This window comes from Arthrobacter sp. M71 S08 (assembly GCF_059089725.1).
In genome coordinates this window covers 495,467-513,360 of sequence record NZ_JBNHEY010000001.1, presented here as the reverse complement: position 1 = coordinate 513,360, position 17,894 = coordinate 495,467, and the positions used below count along the sequence as shown (strand labels likewise).

At 65.1% G+C, this 17,894-nt stretch carries 13 protein-coding genes; 8 read left to right on the top strand and 5 right to left on the bottom strand.

Annotation, left to right across the window (positions count from 1 at the left end; translation table 11 throughout):
* Nucleotides 1–214 precede the first annotated feature (214 nt).
* Entirely contained in the window at nucleotides 215–928 is a 714-nt protein-coding gene (locus AC5RTB_RS02430) for a TIGR03089 family protein (RefSeq protein ID WP_494059473.1), read from the top strand.
* On the opposite strand, the gene AC5RTB_RS02425 is transcribed toward AC5RTB_RS02430, so the two are convergent.
* Nucleotides 906–1,493 carry a GtrA family protein gene (locus AC5RTB_RS02425; RefSeq protein WP_494059472.1) on the bottom strand — a complete coding sequence of 196 codons (588 nt, stop codon included), beginning with the start codon at nucleotides 1,491–1,493 and terminating at the stop codon, nucleotides 906–908. The genes AC5RTB_RS02430 and AC5RTB_RS02425 overlap by 23 nt on opposite strands.
* Before the next feature lie 276 nt (nucleotides 1,494–1,769).
* Here AC5RTB_RS02425 and AC5RTB_RS02420 point away from each other — a divergent pair, with 276 nt between their 5' ends.
* Genes AC5RTB_RS02420 through manA form a run of 4 tightly spaced genes read left to right on the top strand, consistent with a single transcriptional unit; the run spans nucleotide 1,770 to nucleotide 6,436 of the window.
* Nucleotides 1,770–2,939, top strand: coding sequence for a 5-(carboxyamino)imidazole ribonucleotide synthase (locus AC5RTB_RS02420; RefSeq protein WP_494059471.1), 1,170 nt, complete (start codon nucleotides 1,770–1,772; stop codon nucleotides 2,937–2,939).
* Between the two features lie 38 nt (nucleotides 2,940–2,977).
* Nucleotides 2,978–3,490 carry a 5-(carboxyamino)imidazole ribonucleotide mutase gene (purE, locus tag AC5RTB_RS02415; protein ID WP_494059756.1) on the top strand — a complete coding sequence of 171 codons (513 nt, stop codon included), beginning with the start codon at nucleotides 2,978–2,980 and terminating at the stop codon, nucleotides 3,488–3,490.
* Nucleotides 3,487–5,061: an LCP family protein gene (locus tag AC5RTB_RS02410; protein WP_494059470.1), complete on the top strand. Its 1,575-nt coding sequence runs from the start codon at nucleotides 3,487–3,489 to the stop codon at nucleotides 5,059–5,061. Before purE ends, AC5RTB_RS02410 begins: the two co-directional genes overlap by 4 nt.
* Nucleotides 5,062–5,077: 16 nt before the next feature.
* On the top strand, nucleotides 5,078–6,436 hold the full coding sequence (gene manA, locus AC5RTB_RS02405) for a mannose-6-phosphate isomerase, class I (protein WP_494059469.1): 1,359 nt from the start codon (nucleotides 5,078–5,080) through the stop codon (nucleotides 6,434–6,436).
* Here manA and AC5RTB_RS02400 read toward each other — a convergent pair.
* The 3 genes from AC5RTB_RS02400 to glpX form a co-directional block, all read right to left on the bottom strand.
* Complete coding sequence (locus AC5RTB_RS02400; RefSeq protein ID WP_494059468.1) at nucleotides 6,381–7,469, bottom strand: lipid II:glycine glycyltransferase FemX; 1,089 nt, start codon at nucleotides 7,467–7,469, stop codon at nucleotides 6,381–6,383. The two genes, manA and AC5RTB_RS02400, sit on opposite strands and share 56 nt — an antisense overlap.
* A gap of 10 nt (nucleotides 7,470–7,479) precedes the next feature.
* Nucleotides 7,480–8,004, bottom strand: a complete 525-nt coding sequence (locus AC5RTB_RS02395; RefSeq protein WP_494059467.1) for a hypothetical protein — start codon at nucleotides 8,002–8,004, stop codon at nucleotides 7,480–7,482.
* 170 nt (nucleotides 8,005–8,174) lie between these two features.
* Entirely contained in the window at nucleotides 8,175–9,212 is a 1,038-nt protein-coding gene (glpX, locus tag AC5RTB_RS02390; RefSeq protein ID WP_494059466.1) for a class II fructose-bisphosphatase, read from the bottom strand.
* Between the two features lie 104 nt (nucleotides 9,213–9,316).
* Between glpX and AC5RTB_RS02385 the strand changes: the two genes are divergently transcribed.
* The 3 genes from AC5RTB_RS02385 (at nucleotide 9,317) to AC5RTB_RS02375 (ending at nucleotide 12,067) form a co-directional block, all read left to right on the top strand.
* Nucleotides 9,317–9,910 carry a DUF4245 domain-containing protein gene (locus AC5RTB_RS02385; RefSeq protein ID WP_494059465.1) on the top strand — a complete coding sequence of 198 codons (594 nt, stop codon included), beginning with the start codon at nucleotides 9,317–9,319 and terminating at the stop codon, nucleotides 9,908–9,910.
* Between the two features lie 63 nt (nucleotides 9,911–9,973).
* A complete protein-coding gene (locus AC5RTB_RS02380; RefSeq protein WP_494059464.1) occupies nucleotides 9,974–10,588 on the top strand; it encodes a carbonic anhydrase in 615 nt (204 codons plus the stop codon).
* A 51-nt stretch (nucleotides 10,589–10,639) separates the two neighbouring features.
* Entirely contained in the window at nucleotides 10,640–12,067 is a 1,428-nt protein-coding gene (locus AC5RTB_RS02375; protein ID WP_494059463.1) for a class II fumarate hydratase, read from the top strand.
* Between the two features lie 149 nt (nucleotides 12,068–12,216).
* Here the strand turns inward: AC5RTB_RS02375 and AC5RTB_RS02370 are convergent, their stop codons facing one another.
* Complete coding sequence (locus AC5RTB_RS02370; protein ID WP_494059462.1) at nucleotides 12,217–17,700, bottom strand: rhamnogalacturonan lyase family protein; 5,484 nt, start codon at nucleotides 17,698–17,700, stop codon at nucleotides 12,217–12,219.
* Nucleotides 17,701–17,894 lie beyond the last annotated feature (194 nt).

The window sequence follows — 17,894 nt, the reverse complement described above, 5'->3', positions numbered from 1 at the left end:
TGCTCCCAGCAAGTCGCTGAAAACCCCGAAATCCCGTCCGCCGAAGCAAATCCGATGACCTAATTACACGCGTGTAAGTCGCATCGAGTCAAGCGGCGGGGGAATCTTATAGAGTGAGTTTCTCGGATCGTGGCACGCCACGCGCACCGCGCCTCACAATTGTGCAACTGAATCCGCAGGTCAGCACGCTTACCACCCGAAAGGCAGGCACCCGGTGGCCGCATCCCCATCCGTTGCAGGATTACTCGACTCATTCCGATCAGCCACCGGCGCGCCGCGCCTCATCTGGTACGGACCCGACCATGAACGCGTTGAACTCTCCGGTCGGGTGCTCGAAAACTGGGTCGCCAAGACGTCGAACATGCTCGTGGAGGAGCTCGACGCCACGGCCGGCACCGCCGTCGCCGTCGATATGCCACCGCACTGGAAGACGCTTGTCTGGGCGCTGGCGTGCTGGCAGGTCGGCGCCGTGACCCTGCTCGACGGCGAAGCGCCCGCGGACCTGCGGCTCGCCATGGAAGCTGCCGACGACGGCACGCACCCGGAGCGGGATGGTGAGGTGCTGGTGCTGGTAGCGCCCGGCGCGCTCGACATGCGCTGGTCCGGCGCTCTCCCCGGCGACGCCGTCGACTATGCGGCAACGGTTCGCTCGTTCGGTGACGTCTACCTGGACGAGCAGGCGGCTGAGGGAGCTGAGCTCCTTCAGGCGGACGGCGCAAGCTACACCTTCACGAGCCTGCTGGGTGAAGAAGGCGAACACGCACCCGGCATCTGGCTGGTCCCGGCGTCGTTGCCGCTCCTGACCGTACTCACCGCTGCAGTCCGTATCTGGGCCAACGGCGGAACCGTGGTGCTCGTCCACCCCAGCGTTGAAGTAACCGACCGGTTGCTGGAGGGTGAGCGCGTTACTGGTCGGTTGGCTGCTTAGCTGACGGAGCCTGGTCCGTGCCCAACGAACCGGGCGCGGCCTGCTTGGACGGAGCGGCGCCCGCGGAGCTGTGTGCGTGCGGGTGGATCAGTTCATGGTCGTGAGCGAACGCGGGCTCTGCGTCGAGTTCCTCATTGAAGACCCAGAACCGGTAGGCGATGAACCGCACGGCCGTTGCCAGCACCGTGCCCATCACTCCTGCAACGAACAGCCCCGTACGGTCCGAGATGTCGAGCGGGTACTTGGCCAGCCACACAAAGCCGGCCGCGATTCCCAGACCGATCGCGTTGATCAGCAGGAACATCACCAGCTCGCGGAGGACGTTGGCCTGACGGCGGTGGCGGAAAGTCCAGTAACGGTTGGCAATCCAGGAGAAGACCGTGGCAATGGCAGCCGACACCACCTGCGCTTTCACCTCGCTGTTCGCCATTGCACCGTGGATGAGCAACCAGAACAGGCCCTTGTCGATGACAAACGCCACACCGCCCACGGCACCGAACTTCGCCAGCTCCCTCCAGAAGAGAGAGGCGAGAGCCCGCGACCGGTCGACAAGCGTGGTGATCATGACCCTCCGGTCTCTAGGACTATTCGCCGTAGCAGGACATCGCCGGAGCGAAGCTGTTCAGCAGGTACTGCAGGCGCAGAACCCCACCGGCCAGCATAAAGACATTCCGACGAACACTACGCCTGCAGGGCAGACAACCTGAAACATCAGCACCGCAATTTCAGCACGACAGCCGAGGGTCCATTTTACCGAGCGACACTGGGTTCTTCCTAGGAAGCCGCCGTTGCGAACGGGTCACGTCCAAGGGACCCCATCGGCAATAGGTACCCTGAAGGGGTGACTTTTCCCGTAATTGGTGTGGTGGGCGGTGGCCAACTCGCCCGCATGATGGCACCTCCAGCTGTCGAACTTGGCCTTGAACTGCGCGTACTGGCGGAGGGCCCCGATGTCTCGGCGGTGGCCGCGGTCGCGACTTCCACGGTGGGTGACTACACCAGCCTGGAGGATCTGACGGCCTTCGCGAAGGGTGTGGATGTTCTCACCTTTGATCACGAACACGTACCCGAACAGCACCTCCGCTCTCTTGTGGATGCCGGAGTGAACGTTCAGCCCCACCCGGACGCGCTGCGCCATGCACAGGACAAGCTGGTGATGCGGGCGGCCGTGGATCGGCTCGGGCTGCCGAATCCCCGCTGGAGCGCAGTCTCGTCTGTAGAGGACCTGCGGGCCTTCGGCGAAGAAATCGGCTGGCCAGTAGTCCTGAAAACGCCTCGCGGAGGCTATGACGGCAAGGGCGTGCGGATCATCGATTCACCCGACGACGCCGAGGAGGCCGCAGACTGGTTCACCGGCTCCGCGCTGCTCGCCGAAGAAAAGGTGCCCTTCACACGCGAGCTGTCGGCACTCGTTGCCCGCTCCCCCCGTGGCGAGGCACGGGCCTGGCCTGTGGTCCATTCGATCCAGGTCAACGGTGTCTGCGACGAAGTGATCGCGCCGGCGCAGGACCTGTCCGCAGGCCTGGCCCGAGCCGCGGCCGAAGCCGCGCTGCGTATCGCCGAGGAGCTTGGCGTCACCGGCGTCATGGCGGTCGAGATGTTTGAAGTCGCGGACAGCGATGCGGGATTCCTCATCAACGAACTGGCAATGCGGCCCCACAACTCCGGCCACTGGACCATGGACGGCGCCGTGACGGGGCAGTTCGAGCAACACCTGCGCGCCGTTCTGGGCCTTCCCCTTGGAGACACGTCCCTCGCCTCAGGCGTGGTGGTCATGAAGAACATCCTCGGTGGAGAGAACCCCGAGCTGTATAGTGCCTATCCGGCGGCGTTGGAGGCAGAGCCCGCCGCGAAGATCCACACCTACGGCAAGAGCGTGCGGCCGGGCCGGAAGATCGGCCATGTCAACGCTATTGCCCTGCCAGGTGACACAACGGCACAGGTCAGGGAGCGCGCCGAGCGCGCTGCGGCTATCCTGCGGGACGGTCGCGATCCCCGGAAGGAAACATAGTGAATAACTCACCCGCCGGTGCCCTCGTCGGCCTGGTCATGGGCTCCGACTCCGACTGGCCGGTCATGGAAGCTGCCGCTCTCGCCCTCGAAGAGTTCGGCATTCCGTACGAGGCCGACGTCGTCTCCGCACACCGCATGCCCGAAGACATGGTGGCGTACGGACGCGAGGCTGCCGGCCGCGGCCTGAGGGTGATCATCGCCGGCGCAGGCGGGGCCGCCCACCTGCCCGGGATGCTGGCATCGCTTACGTCGCTGCCCGTCATCGGCGTTCCTGTGCCGCTCAAACACCTCGACGGCATGGATTCCCTGCTCTCCATCGTCCAGATGCCCGCCGGCATCCCGGTAGCCACAGTGTCGGTCGGCGGCGCACGCAACGCAGGACTCCTGGCCGTTCGCATCCTCGCCTCCGGTGACGGGCAGCACGCTCAGGAGCTCTCCGACAAGCTCACCGAGTTCGCGCAGGGCCTGCGGCAGACAGCGCTCGACAAGGGCGCGAAGCTCCGGGCGCGGGCCGGGACCCGCGATTCCCTCCATGAAGGCGGCGCATGAGCCGGGCGGTTCACCCCGGCAGGCCCTCTCAACGGACCATGCTCACCGATCCGGTGCGATACCCGGAGTCGGCGCCGTCCGGCGTGCGTACCAGGCGCGCCTTCCTGCTCCTCCTGCTCACCCTGCTGATCCCGGGAGCCGCACAGATCGTCGCCGGGGACCGCAAGCTCGGCCGCCGTGCGCTTCGCGTCACGTTCACCGTCTGGTTCCTGGTGATTGCCGCCGTCGTCATTGCAGTAGTGAACCGGCAACTGCTGGTGAATCTGCTCGCCAACGAGGTGTTCTCCCTCGTGCTGATCGCGGTGCTCGTGGCACTTGCAATCGGCTGGGCGCTGCTCTTCCTCAACACCCTCCGGGTCATCCGCCCGCCCTTGCTGGACCGCGGAATGCGTCCCGTTGTCGCCGCCTCGCTGGCACTGCTGATGCTCCTGACCAGCGGCAGCCTCGGCTACGCCGCCTACCTGCTCAACGTCAGCCGCAACACCTTCGGCAACATCTTCCAGACCGGCCCCGCTTTCGACCCGGTCGACGGGCGCTACAACTTCCTTCTCATGGGCGGCGATGCCGGTGAGGACAGGTCAGGCCGCCGTCCTGACAGCATCTCGGTTATCAGCGTGGACGCCGACAGCGGCGCCACCGTCACCTTCAGCATCCCCCGGGACTTCCAGAACGCGCCGTTCTCCGAGGACTCACCGCTCCGGCAGGTCTGGCCCGACGGTTACAACTGCGGTGACGCCTGCATCATCAACAGCCTCTACACCGAAGTCACCGAGTCCCATGCCGACCTGTATCCGGAGTCCCAAGACCCCGGAGCCGAAGCCATGATGGACGCCGCCAGCGGCATCCTCGGCATTGAGGTCCAGGCCTACGTCCTGGTGGACATGGAAGGCTTCGAACAGTTGATCGATGCCATGGGAGGCATCACGATTGACGCCGGCGGGTGGGTTCCCATCACCTCCATCGAGATCCCGGGCACGGATCCGAAGCGGTTCTACCCGCCGTCGGAATGGATTGCACCCGGCGTGCAGAGGCTCGATGGGTATCACGCGCTCTGGTACGCCCGTTCCCGGGAGTACGCCACGGACTACGCGCGCATCCAGCGCCAGCAGTGCGTGCAGGCGGCGATGATTGCCCAGCTCGACCCCGCAACCGTTCTGACCCGCTTCCAGGAGATAGCCGCTGCGGGGACAGAGATTGTCGAGACCGACATCCCCCGGGACCAGCTCGGCAGCTTCGTGGACCTTGCCATGAAGGCGAAAGATCACGACGTCGCCCGCCTCACCATTGGAGCGCCGGACTTCGGCGAGCCCGGCGACCTGTTCTCGACCTTCCCCGACATCCCGCTGGTTCACCAGAGGGTGCAGGAGACACTTGCCGCCGCCTCCGGCGATGCCCAGGCCGCGCCCGCCGGCGTACTGAAGGTGGATCGTGCCGGGCTGATCGGCGCCCTGCCGGCGCAGACCGGCACAGGAGAAATCACCGAAGAGTACCTTCACCAGCTCGCGGTCAACCAGGACTGGACCACGCTCGAAGCACTGTTGGCCGACAACGGGGAATGCACCCCCGCCTAACGAACGGACACTCGCGATGTACCAGCTGGACAATCCCTTGCGCCCCTACCAGTGGGGATCCACCACGGCCATCGCGGAGCTGCTGGGCCGCACTCCGTCCGGCGGTCCGGAGGCCGAACTGTGGATCGGCGCACATCCTGACTCCCCCTCGACAGTGCAGGGCCACGGGGACTCGGGGACACCGTTGGACGCGCTGATCGACTCGGATCCTGACCGCGCGCTCGGCGCTCTCACCCGCGAGGCGTTCGGCGACCGCCTGCCGTTTCTCATGAAGGTCCTTGCGGCCGCCGCGCCGCTCTCCCTGCAGGTTCACCCCAGCCCGGAGCAGGCGCGCGCAGGGTTCGACCGTGAGAATGCCGCCGGGGTCCCCCAGGACGCTCCGAACCGGAACTACCGCGACGCGTTCTCCAAACCCGAACTGATCTTCGCCCTCACCGACTTCGACGCGCTGTGTGGTTTCCGTGCGCCTACCGAAGCCGCACAGGTCTTCACCGCACTCGCAGGGCTGGTCGAGAAGCAGAGGGGGTGGGCGCCGGCCATTCTGCAGTCCGTCATCGCCGACCTCGGCATCCCCGATGAGACCGCAGCGCTGCGCGAAGCCTTCACCCGGCTCCTGACCGGTGGCGCCGAGACGCGGGCAGCCGTCGAAGCCCTTATCGAGGTCCTGGAAAACGACAGCCTGACCGCCTCAGAGGACAACCTCCTGAGAGCATCGGCCGCAACGGTGCTGCAGCTCAACGGACACCACGAGGGCGATCCCGGCGTGCTGGTCGCGCTCCTCCTCAACCGGGTGACCCTGCGGCCGGGCCAGGCGCTGTACCTGCCGGCAGGCAACGTTCATGCCTACCTCGAGGGTCTCGGCATCGAGGTCATGGCGTCCTCGGACAACGTGCTGCGCGGCGGGCTGACCACGAAGCACGTAGACACCGGCGAGCTCCTGAAAACAGTCGACTTCGCGCCTCTGGCCCTTCCGCTGCTCGACCCGGAGTCCACGCCGCTGGGCCAGGAACTCTACTGCCCGCCATTCGACGAGTTCCAGCTGCAACGGCTCGAGCTGCCCGTGTCCTTCGGTGACGACGCCGCCTCAGCTGACATTCCGCTCGCCCAGAACGGACCGACGGTGATCCTCGTCGTGTCAGGAACGATCGTGCTCGACTCCCCCAAGGGCGACCTCATCCTCCACCGCGGGCAAAGCGCCTTCATTCCGGCGAACGAATCGCCCGTCATGGCGCGGCTCGCGTCGGACACCACCGACACCTCAGACGACGACGGCGGCACCGCCGTCGCCTTCGCGGCGACCGTGGGTGCCGCCGGAGACGCTAATCCTGGCGGGTTAGGGCCCGTGCGCGGCCGGCACGAAGAGACGCAGCCTTAGCACGGAGAGCCGGCACTACCTTGGTTCGGACGGCGTCCACGGCGACGCGCGCCCCGGACAGTCCGCGCCGGGCCAGCGGCATCGCTGTGGCGTAGGCGGGGTAGAGCGGCGACAGCGGCTTGTCCCAGGTGCCCGTCAGCAGGTCCTCGTGATTCGCCCAGCCCATCTTGAACTTCGAGACGCCGTCGTTCAGGAGTCCGTTGAAGTCATACCGCTGGACTCCGCGTTCCTTCATCGAGCGGATTGCCAGCCACTTCAGGGCGTAGTTGGCGCGCAGCCGCTCGCCCTCCTCGGTCATTCCGCCGTAGAGCTCGAACGCGGTGGAGTCACTGGCCGACAGCCAGAGGAACGCCACCACCGTTTTGCCCTGGAATGCCGCGTAGACGGGGGAGGCAGCGCCGAGGTTGTTGTAGATGTCGACGTAGTACCTGTCCTCGTGGATTCCGAACCCGGCGCGCTGGGCCGTTTCCCTATAGACCGAGAGGCAGTCCGCCAGTTCGTCCCTGGTCACCTCGCGGAACTCAAGCTCTTCCCGTCCGGACTTGCGGATGTACTGGCGGTGCTTCTTTGACATGTCCGCCAGCAGCTCATCCTCGGTGCGCATCAGGTCAAGGATGAGGGTACGCGGGATCAGGATGGTGTTCTGGGTGGGGCGGAACCCTGCTTCACGGACCGCGCCGGCGAAGTCTGACTCCGAGTCCCAGTCAGGTTCGATGCTGAGCACGGTGCCTGCGTAGGCGTCACGGGCGTACCGGGCGAGTTCCTCAAGTACCTCCCGGGCATCCTCGGCGCGGCACACCGGCCCGCGCGGAACGTAGACCAGGGCACGGAACGGCATTGGCAGCCGGCGGATGAGGATCTGTGCACAGGCAATGGTCTCGCCGTCCCGGGTCAGGAGAAGCCGTTCAGTCCGCCAGCCGTGGTCGGCCTTCGTCTTCCCCCAACCCCAAAGCTGCTGCGGATGGCCGTTCAGACGGTTGACTACGGAATCCCATTCGGGCGCGTTCCAGCACGGAGCGATGACGAGGTTCATGGTGCTAAGCCTATCGGCAGGGCCCCGGTGCGAGCGCAGCGAGCGCTGGGGGCCGATAGGCGCTACTGGCCGAGGGGCCCGCGCCGAGCGCAGCGAGCGCCTCGATATATGTGGCGACCTCGGCTTTGGTGAGCGGGGCGGCACGGCGCTCGGAAATGAGCGGCGCCGGGTTGAGCAACCGGTCCATCACCGTTACCGCCCACGGGAAGTCGTAGCGCAGGGCGAGATCAATCGCCGTCTGGATCTTCCCGGTTACAACGAAGCTACCAATCAGGGGCAGTCCCCACAGGAAAGCCGCGGATTCCTCGGCAAAGAGCGGCGCGGTGTTCGCCGTACGGAGCACCGCACGAAGGGTCACCCGGTACTGCTGGTCCGCATCGAGTGCCTTCCACTCGCCGGCGTCGACGTAGCAGCCCCGCCGGATCCGGACCAGGCTCCCCCGCTGGGCGCCTCGAGCAAGCCTGCGGGGCCATTCGTCATCGAGGGGACGGTCCGCGCTGCGCTCAGGATTGCCGGGAGGTTCACAGGTATTCACCCTGCCGTCCGGGGCATCGGCGCGCCACGGCAGGGGCGGGATCTGTGGATAAGCCGGGCGACGTCGTCGTACTGGGATGCCGTGCGCACCCCCCACCGGATAGCAGTTCGGCCAGGCGATAGGGGTCAACCGCTATCGCCTGGCCGAAGTGCTATCGGGGCGCTATGAATCTAGCTGAGGCGAGCGTAGCTCTCCCACTTGTGGGCCTGGTGCTCGCCGTCGACCACGCGGATGGTGCCCGACTTCGAGCGCATCACGATCGACTGGGTGAGCACCTTGCCGCCGTGGTAGCGGACGCCTCGCAGCAGGTCGCCGTCGGTGATGCCGGTGGCGGCGAAGTAGCAGTTGTCGCTGGTCACGAGGTCATTGGTGGATAGCACGCGCTCAAGATCGTGGCCGGCGTCGAGTGCTTTCTGCTTCTCGTCGTCGCTGGTGGGCCACAGCCGGCCCTGGATTACGCCGCCGAGCGACTTGATGGCGCACGCGGCAACAATGCCTTCGGGAGTGCCGCCGATACCCATGAGCGCGTCGATGTCGGTGCCTTCGCGGGCGGCCGCGATGGCCCCGGCGACGTCACCGTCCATGAGGAACCGGGTGCGGGCGCCGGCGTCGCGAATCTCCTGGACCAGCGGGCGGTGCCGGTCGCGGTCGAGGATCATGACGTTGATCTGGTTGACCTTCTTGCCCTTGGCCTTGGCAATCAGGTGCAGGTTCTGCTTCACGGGGAGGCGGAGGTCGACCATGTCCGCGGCTTCCGGGCCGGTAACCAGCTTCTCCATGTAGAAGACGGCAGAGGGATCGAACATGGTGCCACGCTCAGCCACAGCCAGGACCGCAAGCGCGTTGTTGATGCCCAGCGCGGTCAGGCGGGTGCCGTCGATCGGGTCAACCGCGACGTCGCACTCGGGGCCGCTGCCGTCACCCACGTGCTCGCCGTTGTAGAGCATGGGCGCTTCATCCTTCTCGCCCTCTCCGATGACAACGACGCCGTTGAAGTGCACGGTCGAGAGAAGGGAACGCATGGCGTCAACGGCGGCACCATCGGCCTTGTTCTTATCGCCGAAACCGACCCAGTGCCCGCCGGCGATGGCAGCGGCTTCGGTGACGCGCACCAACTCCAGCGCGAGGTTGCGGTCCGGTTCGTCATCTCCAACAGCGAGTGCCGGTGAGAGGGTGGAATACTGCGCTGCTTTTGCGGTGTTGGACACGTTTACCTCATCGTTGAATTAGCGGTTCCTTCTATGGCAATCATAGTGCGGGGCGGCTGTCCGGCCATTTCCGTGACGCGACCGGCGTAAGGGACAATGGGAGCGTGAGCAGCACCCAGGAGAACCAGCAGGACGCACCGGCAACCCCGGTGCTCACGCCCAAGCAGGCAAAGCGCGCCAATGCCTCATCGATCGGCATGTTCATTGCCACCGCCGTCACCCTGGGACTGGTTCTCTTCGTGGTCCTGCTGAATCCGACCCACACGGCTGACACCTATACGCGCGACGTCGACGTCGCCACCGTCGCCTCGCAGGCCGAAGATGCCGCCGGCTACGTGCCCGTGGCGGCTGACCTGCCGGAAGGCTGGACTTCCAACTACGCCCGCTGGACCGGTTCCGCTTCCGCTTCCGACGGCGTGGCCTTCTGGGAAGTGGGCTATCTCACGCCTGATCGCGAGTTCATCCAGGTGACACAGACCGATGATTCGAACCCCACCTGGCTCTCGCAGCGCCTTGACGGCGCGCAACCATCCGGACAGCGAGTGATCGACGGCGTCACCTGGGAACTGCTCGACAGCACCTCCGGCGATGCTTTCCTTACAACCGAGCAGGATGGCTTCACGCTCATCCTCAACGGGACAGCCGACCTCGCCCAGTTCGACGTCCTCGGAAGCGCTGTACTCGACGAAGTGAAGTAGCACTCCTCAACGTAGAGTCACCAAGCGGGCCAGCCGGCGCCGGCGCACAGTAAAGTGACACACGTGACAAAACAACTGACTCCCGCTGAAGCCTGGCAGAAACTGTGTGACGGAAATGCGCGGTTCATTTCCTCCTCGTCATCACATCCAAACCAGGACGCCTCCCGGCGCGCATCGCTGGTGAACACGCAGGATCCGTTCGCCGTTATCTTCGGCTGCTCGGACTCCCGCCTTGCCGCCGAGATCATCTTCGACGTCGGTCTCGGCGACATTTTTGTGGTGCGTACGGCCGGCCAGGTCATCGACGACGCCGTCCTCGGCTCGCTCGAGTACAGCGTGGGCGTCCTCAATGTGCCGTTGATCGTCGTCCTCGGACATGACTCCTGCGGCGCTGTCACGGCAACCGCGAATGCGATTGACTCCGGCACCATGCCGACGGGATTCATACGCGACCTCGTCGAACGCATCACTTCGTCAGTGCTCACCTCGCGCCGCAACGGCTCCACCGACATCAACGACGCCGTCGAGGAACACATCCGGCAGACGACGCAGCGGCTGGTCGATTCGTCCCGCGTCATCGCGGGCGCTGTCGAAAAAGGATCCACCGCCGTCGTCGGTGTGACCTACCGGCTGGATGAAGGCAAGGCCGACCTCGTGTCGGAACTCGGCACTCTCTAATTTGTGGCGCTGTGATTTGTGGCGCTCTGCGCCACAGGTCAGAATTGGCGCATGACAATTGATTCCCAGGAGAACGTCGACTACCGCATAGAACACGACACCATGGGCGAGGTTCGGGTTCCCGCAAACGCCCTCTACCGCGCGCAGACGCAGCGCGCCGTGGAGAACTTCCCGATCTCCGGCAAAACGTTGGAGCGGACGCACATCGAAGCCCTGGCACGGATCAAGAAGGCGGCCGCCACGGCCAACGCCGAACTGGGTGTGCTCGACGAAGAGCTCGCACGCGCCATCGAGTCCGCTGCGGACGAGGTTGCCACCGGGAAGTACGACGGCGACTTCCCCATCGATGTGTTCCAGACCGGGTCGGGAACGTCCTCGAATATGAACACCAACGAGGTTCTCGCCGAACTCGCCACCCGAGCCCTGAAGGACGGCGGCAGTGAGAAGGTGGTCCACCCCAACGACCACGTCAACGCCTCGCAGTCCTCGAATGACGTCTTCCCGACCTCGGTCCACGTCGCCGCGACGTCCGCCCTGATCAACGACCTGATCCCCGCGCTGGAGTACCTGGCGGAGTCGCTGGAGCGCAAGGCCGAGGAATTCAAGGGCGTGGTGAAGTCCGGCCGTACGCACCTCATGGACGCCACCCCCGTCACCCTGGGACAGGAGTTCGGCGGTTACGCGGCGCAGGTACGCTACGGCGTCGAGCGCATCAATGCCTCTCTCCCCCGCGTCGCCGAGGTTCCCCTGGGCGGCACCGCCGTCGGAACAGGCATCAACACTCCCGCCGGCTTCTCGGCGCGGGTCATCGAACTGCTCGCCGAGGACACCGGCCTGCCGCTCACCGAGGCGCGCAACCACTTCGAGGCGCAGGCCAACCGCGACGGACTCATCGAGGCATCCGGGCAGCTGCGGAACATCGCGTACTCGTTCATGAAGATCAACAACGACCTGCGCTGGATGGGGTCAGGCCCGAACACCGGTCTCGGTGAGATCGCCATCCCGGACCTGCAGCCGGGATCCTCGATCATGCCGGGCAAGGTCAACCCCGTGATCTGCGAGGCAGCGATCATGGTTGCCGCCCAGGTCATCGGCAATGACACAACGATCGCGCTCTCTTCGACCAACGGCGCTTTCGAGCTCAATGTCGGCATCCCGGTCATGGCTGCCAACCTGCTCGAGTCCATCCGCCTGCTCTCCAACACCAGCCGGGTCATGGCGGACAAGATGATCGACGGTCTCACCGCCAACGAGGAGCGTGCGCGCTTCCTCGCCGAGGCATCGCCGTCGATCGTGACGCCGCTGAACAAGTACATCGGCTACGAGAACGCAGCGAAGATTGCCAAGAAGGCCGTGGCCGAGGGACTCACCGTCCGGGAGGCCGTCGTCGCACTCGGGTACGTGGAGCGCGGCGAGCTGACGGAAGCGCAGCTGGACCAAGCACTCGACGTGCTCTCCATGACGCGACCGCCGCAGTAAGCACGCCGCCTTACAGAACGAGCGAGGACCCGGACGGTACACAACCGTCCGGGCCCTCGCTCATTCTTGACGTTGTCCTCCGCGAGTTGGCAGGACACGCCCCTTATGACTGGGCGTTCGGGGCGTGTCCTGCCAACTGAACGAGGGGGTTAGCGGCCCGGGCCCACCACCTTCAGTCGATCCCAGCCCAGCAGCTCGGAACCGGCGGTGTGGATCACGACGCGGTTGTCTCCCGGGCGGGTGTCTTCCGGCGTCGTAACCGTGACGGCGCCGTCGTCGTTCACCAGGTGCCAGCCGAGGGCTGCTTCGCCGAGGTAGACGTGCACCCATTCACCCGCAGGCAGGTTGGAGAGGACAACCTCCGAAGCTCCACGCGGGAACTTATGCTTCGCCAGGCCGAGATCCAGCTGGTTCTCGTCCGTCAGGTCATCCTTCACCGGTGCCTCCGGACTCTCCGACGGCTTGACGAGCTCACCCGCTGCCGGCTCCTCACCGGTGTAGGCGATGCTCGGCGCCTTCGGCTGCTCCATGCCTTCCCCGAGGAAGTACGAGGTGTGCGGAGGCTGGTTGTAGGAGGTGTTCTGCCAGGCAACGCCAAGGCGGTAGACCGGGTCGGACTGCAGGGTACGCAGCCTGTGGTCCGTGACGTTCACCGTGGTGGCGATGCGCAGGGCGGTCGAATCGTCGGTGCGGGTAACGATCTCCTCGCGCCAGTCCCCGAACAGGTCCGCCTGCAGTGCCGGCGTGCCCTTGGTGTCGTTGTTCGTCAACGTTCCCTCGGCCCGGTAGATCTCCTCCTCGGTACTGATTTCGTAGTTCCACTTCGAGATCGTCGGTACGCCGGTCCGTGTTTCGTTGTTCCAGTCGTGGTCCGTGATCTCACGAAGCAGGTCGCCGTCCCACCAGGTCAGGAAGTTCGCCGCCGGGATCTGCTCAGCGATCAACTCACCGTTGCTCGCCCGCAGCTGACCCACCGGCGAGTTCCATGCAGCGTCGCCGCCGACGGCCCAGCCCTCGGCTCCTGGATGCCGCGGGTCGATATCGCCCATGACAGCTCGGCCCGTGTCCTTGGTTGCCGGGATGGACCAGATCAGCTCGCCGGTCGCAGCGTCGCGGAACGTCGCGCCCTTGTTGCCCGACGCGCCCATGTCCTCGTGGGACGCGAACACCTCGAGACCCTCTCGTGTCGGATCGAAGTTCGAGACGTGCAGGGAGTCGCCGTGGCCGAGGCCGGTGTTGTAGAGCGGCGTTCCGTCATCGTCGATGGTCATTGACCCGAAGATGATTTCGTCCTTCTGATCACCATCGACGTCGGCAACCGAGAACTGGTGGTTGCCCTGTCCGCGGTACTCGTCCCCGGCTTCGTTCGAGTCGAAGGTCCACCGCGGTGTCAGCGAGGTGCCGTCGAAGTCGTACGCGGCGATCACCGTGCGGGTGTAGTAGCCGCGGCTGAACACGACGCTCGGCTTCTCGCCGTCGAGGTAGGCCACACCGGCCAGGAACCGGTCAACCCGGTTGCCGTAGGTGTCGCCCCACGAACCGACGTCGCCACGTGCGGGGATGTAGTCGGTCGTGTCGACCGCCGCACCCGTCGCGCCGTTGAACACCGTGACGAACTCCGGACCGGTCAGGACGTACCCACCGGAGTTCCGGTAGTCGGCGCGGGCGTCGCCGATGACAGCGCCCGTTCCATCCACGGTCCCGTCGGCGGTCTTCATGGTGACTTCAGCTGTGCCGTTGCCGTCCAGGTCGAACACCTGGAACTGCGTGTAGTGAGCACCGGCCCGGATGTTCTTGCCCAGGTCGATCCGCCACAGGCGTGTCCCGTCCAGCTTATAGGCGTCAACGTAGACGTTTCCGGTGTACCCGGCACGCGAGTTGTCCTGCGAGTTGGTCGGATCCCACTTGAGCACGATCTCGTACTGCCCGTCACCGTCGAGATCGCCGATGGAGGCGTCGTTGGCACGGTAGCTGTACGGCTGGCCGTCCTTGGTGACACCATCGGCGGGCTTGTCCAGCGGAATGTCCAGGGTCTGTGAATCCCAGACCGTGAACTCCTCAGTGGCCCATCGTTCGGTTCCGTTCACCACGGTGCTGATGCGGTACGTGGAATCGGCCAGACCGTCGGCGTCGAGCAGGTTGGTGCTCGAGGTAACCGGCTCCGTGGTGATGCGCTCACCGTTGCGGTAGACGTGGAACCCGATCTCTTCGGGATCCAGGCCAAGCATGCGCCAGCCAACGTACACGCCGCCGTCGGACACAACGGCCACCGGCGAACGGTCGAGGCGCTCGGCCTGCCGCGCCAGCGTGGTGACTGCCGGCGAAGTGACGGTCTCCGACTTCGCGGAGACACCGCCTGCGTTCACGGCAGCCACCGCGTACACATACTCCACAGTGGTGAGCACGTCGGTGTCGGTGAAGGTGGGCTCATCAGCCCGTCCCACCAGCTGCAGCTCGCCAGCCGAACCGTCCGCGAGCGGATCGGCACGGAAGACATGGTAGAAGAGCGCGCCCTCGGAGGGCTTCCAGCTGATCGTGACGTCGTTCTTGTTCACCGCGCCCAACGTCAGGCCGGTGGGGACCGGCGCCTTCTCGACGTCGGGATCCACCGTGGTCAGTTCGACGGCGTTGGAGGGGACAGACTCGGCCCCTGACGCATCGAGCGCGACGACGGTGTAGGTGTACTCGAGCCCGATGTCGGCCGTCGTATCCACGAAGGAGGTGCCGTCGACGTCGCCGATAGCCTCAGCCTTCGTGGCACCGGCTGACTGCCGGTAGACACGGTAGCCAACCGCGTCGTCATTGCCGGTCCAGCTCAGTGACACAGCCACGTCGCTGCCCTGGATTGTGACGTCGTCAGCGGCAAGCGCGGTGGGCGCAAGCAGCAGCGGGGTGATCTCGATGCCGTTGAGGCGCGACGAGCTGCCCGTCATCACGAGGTTGATCTGTCCGTCCGTCACAAGGACAGGCTGGCTGATCTTCTCGGATACCGAACCTCGTCCGGCGTTCGACGAACCGAAGTCCTTCCCCTCGATCTGCACGTTGGAGCGGCTGGTTCCAATCCAGTCGCCGTTGTACGTCTTGACTGCGTAGGTGCCGTTCGGAACGTCGACCGCGAATACATGGTCAGGAGTCGGGAGCAGGAAGTCACGCTCCAGGTCGTTCGGCGCAGGATCGAAATTGGTACCGCGGTCACGGCCTGCCATGCCATCGGAGGCCAGCCAGCCCCAGCCGATCTCCGGTGTGTAGACGGAGGCCGCGCTCACTTCGGTGTAGCCCGGCATCAACGGATTTCCCGCCACCTGCACGTCGAACTTGAACAGCGGCGCCTTGGTGGTGATACGGACAGCGTCCGACGGCGCGGAGTCACCTCGCCCGTTCACAGCCACCACGCGGAGGTCGTATGACTTGCCCTCTTCGAGGCCGCCGACCGAAGCCAGCGGCAGCGTGGAAGTGGTGATGAGCGCGTAAGCGTCCTCCCCAGCTTCGGCGTCCTTGCCGAACACCTTGTAGATGTCAGCACCCTCGACCGCGTTCCACGTCAGCTGCGCTCCAGCATTTGAAACACTGCCTGCAACAACGCCGGTCGGTGCGGCCGGCACCTCGGCCGGCGGCTCGACGGACTGGACCTCCGAGGCAAGCGGGATGTCCAGCTTTGCGACATCGGTTGCCACGAGCCGCGCCATCTGGATGGCTCCGTACTCCTGGAAGTGGGTGTCGTCGACGGTGCCGTTCGGCCGGTTCGCGTAAACGCCGGCCGGTACGTGCAGGAAGACGGACTTTGCTGCTTCCGGCCCAATCTCCGTGAGGTAGGCGCGGCTGGAAGCGGAAAGGTCAACGAGCGGAGTTCCGGTCTCAGCAGCGAGCTTCGATGCTGCTTCGACGTAGGCCGGGAAGGAAACGTTCGCCTCACCGGTCTGTTCGTTGTAGGACCGGCGGGACACCGGCGTCACAATGACCGGCGTGGCACCGCGCTGGGTGGCGCCGTCAACGAAGGTGCGCAGGTACTCGTAGTAGTCGCCCGGCGCTGCCCAGCGGTCGTCGACGCCGTAGCTGTTGTCATTGTGGCCGAACTGGACGAAGAGGTAGTCCCCCGGCTTGATGTTCAGCAGCACCTCGTCCAGCCGTCCCTGGCTGATGAAGTTCTTGGAACTGCGTCCGCCGATGGCCTTGTTCTCGATCGTCACGTCATCCGAGAGGAAGCGCTCGATCATCTGCCCCCAACCGGCCTGCGGCACGTAGTCGGCGGTGTAGGTCTGCACGGTCGAGTCACCGGTAATCCATGCCGTCGGTTCCGAGCCTGCCTGGTTGGGCGTCTTCTGCGTGATCACGAGCGAGTTCAGGTTCGCCGCGGCGCCCGCGAATTCGAGGTTCAGCTGACCGTCCACAATGGCAATGTTGAAGGCCATCTCGAGGTATTCGCCGGCGAGCTTCTCGGTGCGCTGCACCTTTGCCATCTGCTCTGCCGTGACGGCGATGTCGGTGCCGCCCTCAGTGTCACCGGCAATGAGATCCACCGTGTAGTTGCCGTTCGGCAGGTCGACTACGAGCTCGGTGTCCCCGACGGTTACGAAATCCGACTTCGCGGCGTTCTCCCCGCCCCGGTCGGTGGCTGTGACCTGTGCAACGTCGACGAAGCCCACGCGGTTCCCGGTCGTGTATGTCGTTGTTTCGTCAATGCGTACTGCACCGGCGGCCGTCTGTCCGTTTCCGAAATCGAGTGAGAGCACGCCGTTGTCGGGCAGTGCCGGTGCTTCGGTGCTGAGGCTGGAAACCGCAACCGCCGACGGCGCCGAGAGGCCGTCCGCCCCGCGTGCCTGCACCTTGTAATAGTGCGCTTTGGTGGTGTCCACGGGATCGGTGACGTGCACGACCCGTTCCGCTGTTTCGGCGACCCTGGTGTAGGTGCCGTCGACCTTGTCGGACCGGCTCACAACGTAGCCCGTTGCTCCGCTGACTTCATTCCAGCGCAGCGTCACTGCCTCCGAAGTCACATGCGCCATGCGCACGGACTGGGGGGCGGCGAGAGCTGATACCGGTTCCTCCGGCTCAGGCTGGGGCTCCGGTTCAGCCGAAGGTTCGACCTCCGTAATGACGATGCCGTTCACATAGGCGCCGGCTCCCTCTCCGGCGAGGTCTACGGTCAACTGGCCGTCCTCGACGGTTGTCTGCCAGGTCTGCTCTGATACAGCCTGGCGTGACTGTATGGTTCCCGCAGGAACACCTTCGAGGCTCACGCTGGTCTTGGTAGTGCTGGTTCCGGTGAGTTCGTCACCCGACAGCACGCGCACGCTGTAGCTGCCGTTTGGAACGTCTGCGACAAATCCCCACGCCGTGCCGAGGACAAAGTCGTTGGCTACGGGGTCAGCAGCAGCGGATGTCCTGTAGCGGGATATCGGGGCTACTCCTTCGACCGGCACAATGCCGTATCCCGCCGCAGCGGAGTAGCGGGTGCCTTCGGAAACTCCGGTCCAGCCGTCCGCAACAGGGCTGCTGGAGGTACCGAAGTCGAAGGACCGGGAGAACGGCTCTTCAGCCGCTATGGCCGGCGTCGTCGCCGAGCAGAGACCGACAATAGCGGTTCCTGCGATAAGAGCGCGCACCGGATGCGGGCGCAGATTTCCGGGGGTCATGGCATCACACCTTGCAGTTTCGACAGTGAAATTCGGGGTGGTTCATGGGCCGACCGAGAGATAACAAGCTCAAGGACACATGGGTAATCCAGACGAGACAATGAAACGATTCACGGAGACCAACGAAGTCAGCCTAATGGTGAGAACAGTCACATTCAAGAACTTTGGACATATTTCGGAAAGCGTTTCCCCAT